The organism is uncultured Salinicola sp. (assembly GCF_937921195.1).
Classification (GTDB): domain Bacteria; phylum Pseudomonadota; class Gammaproteobacteria; order Pseudomonadales; family Halomonadaceae; genus Salinicola.
In genome coordinates this window covers 1-14,387 of sequence record NZ_CALFQK010000196.1, presented here as the reverse complement: position 1 = coordinate 14,387, position 14,387 = coordinate 1, and the positions used below count along the sequence as shown (strand labels likewise).

General features: G+C 63.3%; 12 protein-coding genes and 1 other RNA gene. 8 read left to right on the top strand and 5 right to left on the bottom strand.

Annotated elements, in window-relative coordinates; genetic code table 11:
• Positions 1-16: 16 nt before the first annotated feature.
• Positions 17-2,500 (bottom strand): mechanosensitive ion channel domain-containing protein, encoded by a 2,484-nt coding sequence (locus tag Q0602_RS23115; protein ID WP_298848390.1) that lies wholly within the window; start codon positions 2,498-2,500, stop codon positions 17-19.
• A 414-nt stretch (positions 2,501-2,914) separates the two neighbouring features.
• Between Q0602_RS23115 and Q0602_RS23110 the strand changes: the two genes are divergently transcribed.
• The gene (locus tag Q0602_RS23110) at positions 2,915-4,678 is read left to right on the top strand and encodes a hypothetical protein (protein WP_298848388.1); all 1,764 of its coding nucleotides are present in this window, start codon (positions 2,915-2,917) and stop codon (positions 4,676-4,678) included.
• An 82-nt stretch (positions 4,679-4,760) separates the two neighbouring features.
• On the opposite strand, the gene ssrA is transcribed toward Q0602_RS23110, so the two are convergent.
• Positions 4,761-5,140, bottom strand: a transfer-messenger RNA (tmRNA) gene (gene ssrA / locus Q0602_RS23105).
• Positions 5,141-5,216: 76 nt separating this feature from the next.
• Positions 5,217-5,696, bottom strand: coding sequence for an SsrA-binding protein SmpB (gene smpB, locus Q0602_RS23100; RefSeq protein WP_110597749.1), 480 nt, complete (start codon positions 5,694-5,696; stop codon positions 5,217-5,219).
• Between the two features lie 215 nt (positions 5,697-5,911).
• Here smpB and Q0602_RS23095 point away from each other — a divergent pair, with 215 nt between their 5' ends.
• Complete coding sequence (locus Q0602_RS23095; RefSeq protein WP_149435546.1) at positions 5,912-6,346, top strand: type II toxin-antitoxin system RatA family toxin; 435 nt, start codon at positions 5,912-5,914, stop codon at positions 6,344-6,346.
• 11 nt (positions 6,347-6,357) lie between these two features.
• Positions 6,358-6,654 carry an RnfH family protein gene (locus Q0602_RS23090; protein ID WP_367277008.1) on the top strand — a complete coding sequence of 99 codons (297 nt, stop codon included), beginning with the start codon at positions 6,358-6,360 and terminating at the stop codon, positions 6,652-6,654.
• 21 nt (positions 6,655-6,675) lie between these two features.
• Here Q0602_RS23090 and Q0602_RS23085 read toward each other — a convergent pair whose 3' ends face one another.
• Positions 6,676-7,098 (bottom strand): outer membrane protein assembly factor BamE, encoded by a 423-nt coding sequence (locus Q0602_RS23085; protein WP_298848383.1) that lies wholly within the window; start codon positions 7,096-7,098, stop codon positions 6,676-6,678.
• 72 nt (positions 7,099-7,170) lie between these two features.
• On the opposite strand from Q0602_RS23085, the gene fur reads away from it, so the two are divergent.
• Entirely contained in the window at positions 7,171-7,620 is a 450-nt protein-coding gene (fur, locus tag Q0602_RS23080) for a ferric iron uptake transcriptional regulator (protein ID WP_149435543.1), read from the top strand.
• A gap of 126 nt (positions 7,621-7,746) precedes the next feature.
• Here the strand turns inward: fur and recN are convergent, their stop codons facing one another.
• Positions 7,747-9,420: a DNA repair protein RecN gene (recN, locus tag Q0602_RS23075; protein WP_298848381.1), complete on the bottom strand. Its 1,674-nt coding sequence runs from the start codon at positions 9,418-9,420 to the stop codon at positions 7,747-7,749.
• Positions 9,421-9,659: 239 nt separating this feature from the next.
• On the opposite strand from recN, the gene grpE reads away from it, so the two are divergent.
• The 4 genes from grpE to Q0602_RS23055 all read left to right on the top strand — a co-directional run bounded on the left by grpE (position 9,660) and on the right by Q0602_RS23055 (position 14,362).
• On the top strand, positions 9,660-10,292 hold the full coding sequence (grpE, locus tag Q0602_RS23070) for a nucleotide exchange factor GrpE (RefSeq protein ID WP_298848379.1): 633 nt from the start codon (positions 9,660-9,662) through the stop codon (positions 10,290-10,292).
• Between the two features lie 154 nt (positions 10,293-10,446).
• Entirely contained in the window at positions 10,447-12,387 is a 1,941-nt protein-coding gene (gene dnaK, locus Q0602_RS23065; protein ID WP_298848377.1) for a molecular chaperone DnaK, read from the top strand.
• A 98-nt stretch (positions 12,388-12,485) separates the two neighbouring features.
• Positions 12,486-13,631 carry a molecular chaperone DnaJ gene (dnaJ, locus tag Q0602_RS23060; RefSeq protein WP_295035951.1) on the top strand — a complete coding sequence of 382 codons (1,146 nt, stop codon included), beginning with the start codon at positions 12,486-12,488 and terminating at the stop codon, positions 13,629-13,631.
• Positions 13,632-13,741: 110 nt separating this feature from the next.
• A complete protein-coding gene (locus Q0602_RS23055; protein ID WP_298848375.1) occupies positions 13,742-14,362 on the top strand; it encodes a LysE family translocator in 621 nt (206 codons plus the stop codon).
• Positions 14,363-14,387 lie beyond the last annotated feature (25 nt).

The following is a 14,387-nucleotide window of genomic DNA, read 5'->3' as shown; positions in this document are numbered from 1 at the left end:
CGCGGACTGGACCAACTCAGCGAGGATCGTCGGTCTCGTCACCGTCGACGTCGTCATCGGTGGGCTTGCGATGCGTCCGGTCCTGCGCCTGCTGGTTCGGGGTCGTCTTCGACTGGCTTTCGCCCTCGATCGCTGCTGGCGCGTCGGTCTGGTGAGACTTCGGCTGACCGGCGGGGCTACCGTCGATCGTGAAGTCCTCCTGCATGATCCGCAGGTTGGCGGGCGGTGCCGAGCCGGTGCGATCCTGTCCGAAGTAGAGCGTGGTATGCGGGAACGGGATCTCGATACCGGCCCGGTCGAAGTAGAGCTTGACCAGCCGGTTGTAGGCGCGGCCGACTCCCCACTGGTCGCCCGGCGTGGTCTTGATCACCACGCGGATGTTGACCGAGCTGTCGGCGAGCGCGATGACCCCTGCCACCGTCATCGGCGCCAGTAGTTTATGGCCATGCTCCTCGCTTGCCTTGAGCTCCTCGTAGGCCGCTTCCAGCTGCTCGATGGCGTAGTCGATGTTCTCGCGGTAGGCGATGCCGTACTCGCCGACGTGATTGCCAAATTCGCGCATGTAGTTGGACACCGTGTCGACCGACGAGAACGGCACGATATGGTAGGTACCCGACAGGTCGCGGATCGCCACCGAGCGGATGCTGACGCGCTCGGCGGTACCGGTGATGCCGCCCACGGTGACCACGTCGCCGGTGTTCATGGCGTTCTCGAGCTGGATGAAGACACCGGTGATGACGTCCTGCACCAGCTTCTGGGCGCCGAAACCGATGGCCAGGCCCAGTACCCCGGCACCGGCGATGAGCGGCCCGATATTGATCCCGATCTGCGACAGCACGATCATCAGCGTCATGATCACCAGCGTGATGGCCAGGGCGTTGCGAAACAGGCTCATCAGGGTCTTGGCTCGCGCGGTGGGAGCGCCGCCACCCGTGTCCGGATTGAGATAGTTCTCGATCAGGCTGGCCAGGCCAATCCAGACCATCGCGGCAATGATCAGGATCAGGATGACCTGGATCACCGTCGCGACGGTGTGCGATCCCGCATCACTGGCGTACCAGGCGGCGAGATTGAAGGCTTTCCAGGCGTCGAGCGTGTACATCACCACGGCGATCAGGATGATGGCGCGGATGATCTTCAGCAGCGTCGGGATGTAGGAGTTCAGCCGGGCCTCGAGCAGCGGCAGGCGGGTGCGCATGTTGTCGCCGAGGTCGATGCGTCGCCCGATGAGCTGGGTCAGAATGCTGGAAACCAGCATGCCGACGCCGACGTAGATGATCGTCTTGAGCGTTGCGATCAACACGAATGGCAGCGCCGTCTCGGGATGCAGCAGGGTGACGGCGAACACCATGATGGCGTAGAGCAGGGCGACGATGTGCCAGGTCCGTGCGAACAGCCGAAGTGCCACGCGTGAGGCGGACATCTGGGCCGCGTCGGCCTTGGCGATGATCATGTCGCGGACGCCGTTACGGTTCTTGAGGATCACGCCTATTGCCCAGATCAGCGCGATGAGCATGATCAATACACTCACGGCCTTGCCGAACGCGAGTGAGAGATTGGTATTGAGAATCGGTACCGCGACCAGCATGCCGTAGCCGACGAAACCGGCCAGCATTGCCAGGAAGCGGTTGCAGCGCCTGGCCTGAGCGGCCTCGATCGATACCAGGCGCAACCCTTCGTGGTGCGACGAGAAGAGAATGCGCAGCGCGCACTTGAACAGCTCGATCATCAGGAAGGCGTTGAGGAACAGCGAAAACCGGGTATTGAGGCTGCCGCTCTCCCCGACAAGGAAGGTCGCGACCAGATTGCCGGCCACGTAGGCGAGCACGACGACGATGACGTCGACGACGGCTGCCAGTACCACGGCGACGATGACCCGCAGCAGATGGCTGCGTCCGCCGCCATGCAAGGCCCATTGACTGAACTTCGAAAACAGCGGGCTCGCGATCCGGCGCAGAATCAGGAAGGCGGCGACGGTCGCAACGATGACCAGCGCGAGATCGATCGCCGCACTGAGGAAATCGCTCATGCTGAATGAGGGACCGCTGCTTGCCGCGGCGTCTCCGCTGGTGAAGAAGCCACCGATCATGGTGGCCAGGCTGGTGAACTGCCCGCCGATGTCACCCGCGATATCGCTGGTCATCTGCGCCATTCTGCGGGGGAAGGAGGCCGTGGCGGGGGAGCTCTCGCCACCGTCGCTCGCCGCCGTCGATCCCTGGCCGCTCTGGGAGGTCTCGCTGGCGCCATCGCTGGATTCCTGGGCGCCGCTCTGCTGGGTATCGCCGGATTCCTGCTGCGCGGCCAACTCCCGCAACTGGTCGATCAGCGCCTGACGCGACTGCGAGTCTTCGAGCAAGTCCGCCATGGTGGAATAAGCCGGACCACCCTGAGCATTCTGCCCTTCGGAGCCACTTTCCTGAGCCAGTGCCGGCGCGGCGAATATCAAAAGTAGTAGCAATAGCCAGCGACTGAGCCAGCGATCGGGGCGAAGGACTGTCAAGCTCCAACCTCCTTGTCTTATGGATGGATCGATCGGGCAGTGTTGCACCCACCCGACCGTCGGTAGGGTAACACTTTATCGTTTGGGACAAACTGACGCGTCCATCGGGACCACGGCGATCCTATGAGGCTAGCCGATCTGATCGAGCTTTCCAGGGCTTCGGCAGTGAGGTTCGACCCGGATCCCGTTGTCTCTGCCGGCGAACGCCTGCCTGGTGGATGCTGGAGGATGGCCGGCGGTGAGGGCGTCATTCCTGAGGATCCATGACAAAGTTCATGCTCGGCGGGCGATGTCGGGCCAGTTGGAGGCTGCGATATAGTCGGGATGAACCAGCGGGCCCGGGCAGCGTGATTTCGCGATTCGCCGGCAGCGTCGTTTCCGGAACTCCCCGTTGCACGCCACTATGGAGCTGTCATGCATTCATTCTCTTTTGCCGAACGTCTCGAGCGCACTCCCGAGCTGGTGGCCGAAGCGACGACGCGGCTGGATCGCCAGGATTTTGACGGCGCCATCTCGTTGCTGGAGCCCGCGTTTCGAGCCGGAATCGACAGCCTGGAACTCGCTCGGGCGTTGATGCAGGCATACGAGGGCGCGGGTGAAACCGCCAAGCAGGAAGCCTTGATGGCTGTCGTGCTGCAGAAATCCCCCCAGCCGCCACTCAAGCTGAGTATCGCTTATGCCGAGGCGGCGATGACCCGTGGTGACTGGTCCGCCGCGGCCGAGAGGTGGCAGTCGATACTCGATCACCAGGCGGCCTTTCCTCCGCAGGTCTATCTGCGTCAGGCGCGGGCCATGCTCGCGGCGAAGCAGTTCGCGGCGGCGCTTCGCACGGTGGATCTGGCGCTGGAAGAACGCCCCAACGACCCCGTGTTGATGGATCTCAAGAGCGTCATCGCCAGTCAGAAGGCAAGAAAGTACCAGGTAATGGTCCAGCCACTGCCGGCAGCGCACGCGCTGCATTGGGAGGCCATCGACGGCCAGCGTCAGATTGCGACACTCGAAGCCTTTAGGCGCTATCGGATTCGGGGTCGGGTCGACGGACAACCCGACCGGCAGCCCGAACTGGTTGCCACCTACCCCGATGGCGCTTCGTCCCTGGTCTTGCGGGAGCCGCATGAGGGGAGGAGTGCCGGCGCCTGGGAATTCGAGCACTCACTGGATATCTCCGCGGGAGTGACCCTGGGCGTTCGTCGCGAGAATGGCGAGTTGCAGCAGTGCGTGAGCTTGTCGATCGCACCGGTGATGGAGGTCGTCGAGGGACGGGAGGGGTGGCTGTTCCTCGCCAACGACGCCAACGCGAGTATCGACCAGTTCACGGGCAAGAAGCGCCTGAGCGATGAGGAGATGTCACAGTGGCAACGCTTCGCTGCCGAACTCGGGCCGCTCCAGCGGCAGCGCTCCCTGCTGTTCCTGATCGCCAACTCCAAGGAGAAGGTCAGGCCGGAACATTATCCCTACGAAGGAGCCGAACTCACCATCACCGAACAGGTGTCGACGCTGCTGGAGCAGGGCGGGGTGGATTACTGCAACCCCATTGCCGCGATGCGGGCGATAGCGGATAGCTACTATCCCACGGACACCCACTGGAGCGGTCGCGGTGCCTATCTCGCCTTTGCCGCCTGCATGCGCCACTTCGGATTCGACGATGACTTCGAGTCGCAATATGCCTTCGAGCAGCGGGAGGTGGTGGGCGACCTGGGGTCGAAGCGGGAGCCCCCGGCCAAATCCTCGTCCACCGTTGCCGTCTTCCGGGGAAAGAGCGGCGCATTCTGCCGTTTTTCCAATTACCTGCCGGGAACCGGCAATATCACGATCTTCGAGAACCCCCGGCCGCTCCACGCTCGAACCCTGGTCGTCTTCGGAGGATCGTCGGCGGGCGCGGGCGGGTTCGCGACGCTGTTTGCCAACGTCTTCCGGCGGGTCGTCGTGGTCAATCTACCCGGCAGCTACGTACATGAGATCGTCGATCGCGAAGCCGCGGACCATGTGATCCTGCAGACCAACGAGCGTTACCTGGCAACACCCGGACGGATCGTGAAGACGCTGGCCGAGGCCGAGCTCGATCGGGTGGCGCGTGCGATGCCGGCGGCCGAAAGGGTCAAGCTGATGGAGAGAATGAGCCGATTCGCTCCCTGCGAATTTTATCACGACTTCATGAAGGCACTGCTGGCGGGGTGAGGTCGTCCGGTCCGCGGACCACTGCCGGGATGTCTGGGTTCAGGCCACAAAAAAAGCACCCGTCAGGGTGCTTTTTGCTGTTTGGTGGAGGCGGGGGGAATTGAACCCCCGTCCGCCGGCACTCGCCCATCAGCTCTACATGCTTAGTTCCGTCTTTTGATTTAACGCAGTGCACTCCGACGGGCAGGATGGCACCTTGCGATCTCTCTAAGGTTTAACGAATGTCAGGAGAGCGCTGACATCCGCGGTCCCATCAGCTTTAGCTCATATCCCCGCCGCGATGAATGGGCACATCGCTTTGGGGCCAGGCTAACAACTAGCAGTTTTTACGCTGCCAGTGCGCCTTGAGCGTAGTTTTCGTCGTTTGCGACTATTCAATTGCAACGTTGGATTTACGAGATACGTTACACTCTCGGCATGCACCTCAGGGATTGTCACCGGCGTCGAAGCCATGTCGCCCCCGTACAACCCGTTCATTCTATCAGATGGTGACTAGCCCGCGCCATATCAAGTGCCGACTCAAGCATTTAGCGCCGCCTCAGGCATGATCCCTCATGACCCGGGCCTTCTCGCGATTCCAGTCGCGCTCTTTCTCGGTGGCGCGCTTGTCGTGCAGTTGCTTGCCACGCACCAAGGCCAGCTCGCACTTGACCAGGTTCTGCTTCCAGTAGAGCTTGAGCGGCACACAGGTGTGCCCCTTCTCCTGCGTCCTGGAGAAAATCCTGGCGATCTCCTTGCGATGCAGCAGCAGCTTGCGCGTCCGGGTCGGGTCCGCGAGCACGTGGGTGCTGGCCGTATTGAGCGGCATGATATGACTACCCAGCAGCCACGCCTCGCCATTCTTGACCAGAATGTAGGTGTCGGTCAGCTGAGCCTTGCCTGCGCGAAGACTCTTGACCTCCCAGCCGGCCAACGACAGGCCTGCCTCGAAGGTCTCGTCGATATGATATTCGAACCGAGCCTTCTTGTTCTGGGCGATCGTGTTGCTGCTAGGCGCGTTGCCTTTTTTCTTACCCATGACACCTCTTTGCGGCGTTATCCGGTATGCCCCACTGCCAATGCATTCGATGATCTGTGCGCCGTGCGCTATGGTCGTTACGCCATGCGTCGAGGGAGCGCGTTGGCGAAGCATCGTGTGAAGCCTGGTTATGAGGGCAGCCGTGATACCATTCAAGCCATCTAAACGGAGCCCCATGATACGCATGTCGGGGCGATAAATCAGCGGAGACCCCTATGCCCAGCGTGAATCGGTCTGCATTCGTTCGGCATACACCGGAGCAGATGTTTGAACTGGTCAATGATTTCGAGCGTTACCCCGAATTCCTGCCCGGATGTCGGCGGGCCAGCGTCGTCGAGCAGGGAGACGGCTATCTGATTGGCCGAATGACATTGGCCAAGGGCGGCGTGGAGCAGAGCGTGACGACACGCAACGATCTCGAGCGTCCCGAACGCATCGACCTTTCGCTCGTCGACGGCCCCTTCAAGCGGCTGAGCGGACAGTGGCATTTTCGGGCGATGGGCGAAGACGCCTGCAAGATCGAGCTCGAGATGAGCTTCGAGTTCAGCAACCGCCTGCTGGGCATGGCGTTCGGCCGGCTGTTCCAGCAGGTGGCGGGCCAGTTGGTCGATGCCTTCACGCGCCGCGCCGATCAGGTCTACGGACGCTAGCAGGTATGCCGATGGAATCCATCGAAGTCGCCTTCGCGACCCCCGAACACCAGACGATCGTGCGCTTGACACTTGAGCCCGGCATCGATGCCAGGCGGGCGGTCATGCTGGCGGACCTGCCGAGCCGGCACCCCGCATGGAGGGGCTTCGACTTCACGCAGGCGCCGCTGGGAATCTTCGGCCAGCGCCTGCCCTCTCCGGAGGAGTACCAGCCGGTGGCCGGCGATCGCATCGAGGTCTATCGACCGCTGGAACTCGACCCCAAGCAGGCACGACGCGAACGGGCGGCCAACGCTTCGACGCGTTGAGCCGCCCGTTCGTCCGGTATCTCAGATACCGCTGGGGCCGATCTGCGGAACCGACCCGCTCTCGCCGGCGCCTTCCACGGCAGGCCCTGGGCCATCGTCCTGGTTCAGCTCGACGTCCGAGTCCATGTCGCCGGATTTGGCGATGTCGACCAGTTGGTCGTCCTGGAAAGTCAGCGTCAGGCGTTTCTCCACCGTGCCCCCGTAGGCTTCGTCGAGATAGAAGACGTAATCCCACTGATCCGATGAAAAGGGCGCTTCCAGTAGCGGCGTTCCCATGATGTAGGCCACCTGTGAACGGCTCATGCCAGGATGAAGCTGGGACACCATGTCCTGGGTGATGAGATTGCCTTGTGGGATATCCCTTTTGTAGACGCCGAAGTAGCTGCAGCCGGCGATGAGCGAGACTGCGAGGAGAAGTACGACCGTTCTGATCAGATTTTGCATTTGAGTCCGTCTTTCACTATCGTTGCGTGGATTGATCATACCCGACACGAGACGCTACTGCGAAGAGCGACCATGGCCGACGAAAACCAAGAATTGCGTAAGGCGGGGCTGAAGGTCACTCTGCCGCGCGTCAAGATTCTGCAGATCCTCGAAGCGACTCGTAAGGAAGAAGAGCTCCACATGAGCGCCGAGGACGTCTACAAGGCCTTGCTGGAGTCTGGAGAAGATGTCGGGTTGGCGACGGTCTATCGCGTATTGACTCAATTCGAAGCGGCAGGACTGGTCGTCCGCCACAATTTCGACGGCGGCCACGCGGTCTTCGAGATGTCCCAGGAAGAGCACCATGATCACATGGTGGATCTCGAGTCCGGCGAGATCGTCGAGTTCTACGACGAAGAGATCGAGCGTCGCCAGCGCGAGATCGTCGAGGAGCACGGCTACGAGCTGGTCGAGCACGCGCTGGTACTGTACGTTCGCCCCCGCGGCTCCAAGGCGACACGCCAGGATGGCATCAAGAAGTAATCTCCACGTCGCCGGTGGAAACACGACAGAACATCAAAACGCCGACCCTTGGGTCGGCGTTTTTCGTATGTCTCCCCCCGCTGCGGCTCGACGCTCCGGCCCCTGATTCTCGTGGGACGGTCCGTATCAGTGTGCCGAGCTCTGACTGGCCGCCAGCATCTCGCGGGCATGGGCCAGCGTCCGGTTGGAGAGCTTTACGCCTCCCAGCATCCGCGCCAGCTCGCGTACCCGCCCGGCCTCGTCCAACTGGGACATCAGGGTGCGGGTCGTATCGTCGCTGGAGTGCTTCTCGATATGCAGGTGCTGGTGCGCCTGCGCGGCGACCTGCGGCAGGTGGGTGACGGTCATGACCTGGGCATCGCTGCCCAGCCGGCGCAGTAACTGCCCGACGATCTCGGCGGTAGCGCCGGAGATGCCGACGTCGACCTCGTCGAAGACCAGCGTCGCCAAGGTGCTGTGGCTCGCGGCCACGACCTGAATCGCCAGGCTGACGCGGGAGAGTTCGCCGCCCGAGGCGACCTTGGCCAGCGGGCGGGTCGGCTGGCCCGGGTTGGCGCTGATCTGGAGGCTGACCCGATCCAGCCCGTGGGGCTGGGGCGTCTCCAGCGGCGTGACCTCGACGGCGAAGCGCGCCTTGTCCATTCCCAGGAACGCCAGTTGCTCCTGAACCTGCCGGGCGAAAACCTTGGCGGCACGCTGCCGCGTTTCGCTGATCTCCCTGGCGCTATCACGGTATTGCTGGCGCAGTTCGTCGAGCCGGCTCCTCAGCGTCTCGAGATCCTCGTCACCGCCGTCGAGCGCCTCCAGCTCCTGCCGCAGCCGGCGATGCAGCTCGCTCAGCTCCTCCGGCATGACGTGATGCTTGCGCGCAATACGATGGACCTCGCCGAGTCGCTCCTCGACCCAGGCCAGCCGCTGCGGATCGAGCTCGGTCGACTCGACGAAATGATGCAGCTCGCGGGCCGCCTCCTCGAGCTGGATCTGGGCATCATTGAGCATGCCGAGCGCGTCCGCCAGGCTACCGCGGTCGCTTCCCGGTACCCGCGAGAGCCGTTGGGTCGCCTGTGAAAGCAGCGTCAATGCGCCACTTTCGTCATGGTCGCAGCTATCCGCCGCGAACTGCGCCTCGCGCAGGCTCTCCTCGAGATGGGCCAGCGTCTCCTGCTCCTGTTCCAGGCTGGCGAGTTCGTCGGCCTGGAGATCGAGCTGATCCAGCTCCTCGACCTGATAGCGCAGCAGTTGGCGCTTGGCCTGGCGCTCCTCGTCGTTCTCGCTGCGTTCGCGATACTTCCGGCGCAGCGCATGCCATTGGCGATGCAGGTCGCCAAGCTCGGCGACCGCCTTGTGATGACCGGCGGCGTCGTCGAGCAGGCGACGGTGCGTGTCCTCGCTGAGCAGAGCCTGGTGCGCATGCTGGCTATGCACGTCGATCAGGCACTCTCCCAGTTCACGCAGGTCGGCGATGGTGCAGGGCTGGCCGTTGATCCACGCCTTGGAGCGTCCGCTGGCGGTAACGACGCGGCGAAGAAGACAGTCGTCCGTCGCGAGTTCGCGGGCGGCCAACCAGGCCTTGGCGTCCTCCCGCTCCGCGATATCGAAACGCGCGCTCAGATCGGCGCGGTCGGCGCCGTGGCGTACGCCGCCGGCGTCGGCCCGCTCGCCCAGGCAGAGGCCCAGCGCGCCGAGCAGGATCGACTTGCCGGCACCGGTCTCGCCGGTGATGGCGGTCATGCCGGCCTGGAACTCCAGATCCAGCGTGTCGACGATGGCGAAGTCACGAATGGCGAGTTGGATCAGCATGCAGCCTCCCTGGGGCGATGGCGGCGATACGGTAGCGGATGATGGACGATCGACCGCACGGGCTTCTGGTTGTTTATACAGTAGTCGAAAATGGCCTTCAACGGCTGTCGTGCAGGTGTGGTGGCGAAACGCTTGAGATCTGAATCGATAGCCCCATATAGGCAGACAACTTCCGACGCTTGTCGAATCCGCGTCACGCTTGTCGAGTAACTGTCACAACACCTTGCCAGGAGAGATTCATGGCTAGAGATCCGCAAAACCCCGTAGACGAAGAACTCGAGCGCGCCGAACGCGACGGCGAGCCGCAGCACCAGTCCACCAACGAGGCGTTGGACGGTGATCTGGAGCAGTTCGCGGAGTCGCTCGAACACGAGGCGGATGACATCGAGGGGGAGGCCAACCCCGAGGCCGAGGTCCTGGCCGCCAGGGTCGAGGAGCTCGAGCAGGCGCTGGCGGACGCCAAGGATCAGTCGATGCGCGCCGCTGCCGAGGCGCAGAACGCGCGCCGCCGCGCCGAGCAGGATGCCGACAAGGCGAAGAAGTTCGCGCTCGAGAAGTTCGTCAAGGAGCTGCTGCCGGTGGTCGACAGCCTGGAGAAAGGGCTGGAAAGCATGCAGGAGGTCGACGAAACGCACCGCGAAGGCGTCTCCATGACGCTCAGGATGCAGCTCGACGCGCTGAGCAAGTTCGGTGTCGAGCAGCTCGATCCCCAGGGCGAGCCGTTCGATCCGCAGTTCCACGAAGCCATGACCATGGTTCCCAATCCGGAACTGGAACCCAATACCGTGATGGACGTCATGCAGAAGGGCTACACCCTCAACGGCCGATTGATCCGGCCGGCGATGGTCGTGGTCAGCAAGGCGGCGGGGTAAGAGGGCTGGGCGCCGTGGCCGGGCCGATACTGCAACTCAATGTCGGCGGGGACTTGAAAGGCGCCGGCCAGCCCCCACATAGCAAGCAATCGCGCAGCAAGCGCCGTCATCCAAACGAATTGAGTCGTTAACGAATAGTTAGAGGTGAGGAATTATGGGACGCATCATTGGCATCGACCTGGGTACGACCAACTCCTGTGTCGCCGTACTCGATGGTGACAAGACTCGTGTGATCGAAAACGCCGAAGGTGGCCGCACGACGCCTTCCATCATCGCTTACACCGACGACGGCGAAACGCTGGTCGGTCAGGCGGCCAAGCGTCAGGCGGTCACCAACCCGACCAATACGCTGTACGCCATCAAGCGTCTGGTCGGTCGCAAGTTCAAGGACGATGTCGTCCAGAAAGACATCAAGATGGTGCCTTACGAGATCGTCGAAGCCGACAACGGCGACGCCTGGGTCAAGGTCAACGACAACAAGTTGGCACCGCCCCAGGTCAGCGCCGAAGTGCTGAAGAAAATGAAGAAGACCGCCGAGGACTATCTCGGTGAAGAAGTGACCGAAGCGGTCATCACCGTGCCGGCCTACTTCAACGACTCCCAGCGCCAGGCGACCAAGGACGCCGGCCGCATTGCCGGTCTCGAGGTCAAGCGCATCATCAACGAGCCGACCGCAGCCGCGCTGGCCTACGGCATGGACCGTTCCACCGGCGACCGCACCATCGCGGTCTACGACCTGGGCGGCGGGACCTTCGACATCTCGATCATCGAAGTGGCCGACGTCGATGGCGAGAAGCAGTTCGAGGTGCTGGCCACCAACGGTGACACCTTCCTGGGTGGCGAGGACTTCGACCTCAAGCTGATCGACTATCTCGTCCAGCAGTTCAAGAGCGATTCCGGCATCGATCTGTCCGGCGACAGCCTCGCCATGCAGCGTCTGAAGGAAGCCGCCGAGAAGGCCAAGATCGAGCTCTCTTCCGCGCAGCAGACCGAAGTCAATCTGCCCTACATCACGGCGGACAACACCGGTCCCAAGCACCTGGCGATCAAGGTCACTCGCGCCAAGCTGGAATCACTGGTCGAGGATCTGGTCCAGCGTTCGCTTGGCCCGTGCAAGACCGCCATGGAAGACGCCGGTCTCTCCAACAGCGAGATCCACGACGTGATCCTGGTCGGCGGCCAGACCCGCATGCCGATGGTGCAGCAGAAGGTCGCCGAGTTCTTCGGCAAGGAAGCGCGCAAGGACGTCAACCCGGACGAAGCCGTGGCCATGGGCGCCGCGATTCAGGGCGGCGTGCTCGGCGGTGACGTCAAGGACGTGCTGCTGCTCGACGTCACGCCGCTGACGCTGGGCATCGAGACGCTGGGTGGCGTGATGACGCCGCTGATCGAGAAGAACACCACGATCCCGACCAAGAAGACCCAGACCTTCTCGACCGCCGAAGACAACCAGACGGCCGTGACCATTCACGCGCTGCAGGGTGAGCGCAAGCAGGCCGGTCAGAACAAGTCGCTGGGTCGCTTCGACCTCGCCGACATTCCGCCGGCGCCGCGCGGCGTGCCGCAGATCGAGGTCGCCTTCGACCTGGACGCCAACGGTATCCTCCACATCACGGCCAAGGACAAGGCGACCGGCAAGGAACAGTCGATCGTCATCAAGTCCTCCAGCGGTCTCTCCGACGAGGAGATCGACCAGATGGTCAAGGATGCCGAGGCCCACGAGGCCGAGGACAAGAAGTTCGAGGAGCTGGTGGCCCTGCGCAACCAGGCCGACGGCATGATCCACGCCTCGCGCAAGACGCTCGAAGAGGCCGGCGACAAGGTCGATGCCGACGAGAAGAGCAAGATCGAGACCGCCATTGGCGAGCTCGAGGAAGCGCTCAAGGGCGACGACAAGGATGCCATCCAGGCCAAGCTGGATGCCCTGACCGAAGCTTCCGGCAACCTGGCTCAGAAGATGTATGCCGAGCAGGGCGAAGGCGCCGAGGCCGAAGGCCAGCCGGCCGACGACGCCCAGGCCAGCGGCAAGAAGAAAGAGGATGACGTGGTTGACGCCGAGTTCGAAGAAGTCAACGACGATCAGAAAAAGCAATAACCACGACGTCTGACGCCGTGTGATCGGCAGCAGCGCGGGAGCTCGGACGACTCCCGCGTTGCTGTTTGCACGGCACCGACACGGAGGCGGACTCAGTAATGTCCCAACGTGACTATTACGAAGTATTGGGCGTCGACAAGGGCGCCGACGGCAAGGACATCAAGAAAGCCTATCGTCGGCTGGCGCAGAAGTACCATCCGGATCGCAATCCGGACGATCAGCAGGCGGCGGAGAAGTTCCGCGAGGTCTCCGATGCCTACGACGTGCTCTCCGACGACCAGAAACGCGCGGCCTACGACCAGTTCGGTCATGCCGGCGTCGACGGCCAGGGCGGCGGATTCGGCGGCGGCGGTTTCGGCGGTGCCGGAGCCGGCGGCTTCAGCGATATCTTCGGCGATGTCTTCGGTGACATCTTCGGGGGGGGCGGCGGTCGCCGCAATCCCAACGCGCCGCAACGCGGCAGCGACCTGCGCTACAACCTCGAGCTCGACCTCGAGAATGCGGTGTTCGGCACCACCGTCGACATTCGCGTGCCGCGCCACGTCGAGTGCGGGCACTGCGACGGCAGTGGCGCCGAGCCGGGGTCGAGCAAGGAGACCTGCCCGACCTGCCACGGCCAGGGCCAGGTACGGATGCAGCAGGGTTTCTTCGCCGTCCAGCAGACCTGCCCGACCTGTCACGGCAGCGGCCAGAGCATCAAGGTGCCTTGCCGCAAGTGCCATGGCGAAGGTCGCGTTCGCGAGACCCGTACGCTGTCGGTGAAGATTCCGGCGGGTGTCGATACCGGCGACCGCATTCGGCTCAATGCCGAAGGCGAATCCGGGCTCAACGGCGGCCCGGCGGGGGATCTCTACGTTCAGGTCGAGATCAAGCCACACCCGATCTTCGAGCGCGATGGCCGCCATCTGCATTGCGAAGTGCCGATCAACTTCGTCGACGCGGCGCTGGGTGGCGAACTCGAGGTGCCGACGCTGGAAGGACGGGTCAAGCTCAAGATCCCGCCCGAGACCCAGACCGGCAAGCTGTTCCGGCTGCGCGGCAAGGGCGTCAAGCCCGTGCGCGGCGGCCCGGCGGGCGATCTGCTCTGCAAGGTGGTGACCGAAACGCCGGTCAACCTCAACGAAGAGCAGAAGGATCTGCTGCGCAAGTTCCAGGACAGCCTGGGCAGCGCCAGTCGCCACTCGCCCAAGAAAGAGGGCTGGTTCGACGGCGTGAAGCGCTTCTTCGAGGATATGAAGCCCTGACGTCGTCGCCGTTCAGTTGATGAAGCCCCGCCCGGTTCGCCGTGGCGGGGCTTTGTCTTTAGGGTGGGGCGCGCTACAGTCGAAAGGTTCATCTTGGAGGCGTGATCGTCATGGACCTGTTGGCTTTCATCCTGGCCGCATTGGGCTTCGCCTACTTGCCCGGTCCGGCCATGCTCTATACCGCCGCGCAGACGCTGGGGCGCGGCAAGCGCGCCGGCTGGTTCGCGGTACTGGGCGTGCACCTTGGCTGCTACGTGCATGTGGTGGCGGCGACGCTGGGACTGGCGGCGCTGTTCGCGGCGGTGCCACCGGCCTACGTGGCGATGAAGGTGATTGGCGGGATTTATCTGCTCTGGGCGGGCGTACGGCTGTGGCGTCAGGGCCTGGGTGAAGCGCCGCAGCTCGAATCACGCGCCTCCGCACGGCGAGTGCTGCGTGACAGTTTCCTGGTCGAGGTGCTCAATCCCAAGACCGCGCTGTTCTTCGTCGCCTTCCTGCCGCAGTTCGTGCAGCCCCAGGCCGATCTCGCCATGACTTGGCAACTGCTCGGTCTGGGCGTGGTCACCAACCTGATCTTCTCCTCTGCCGACGTCGTCACCGTACTACTGGCCGCACCGCTGCGACGGTGGCTCACTGCCGATCGCCGCGGCGGTTCGCGCTGGCTGCAGCGGCTCGGTGGCGGTGTGCTGGGCGGGCTGGGCGTCAATACCCTGATTCACGCCAGCCGCTAGCCCGCGTCGGAGGTCTCCTCCCAGT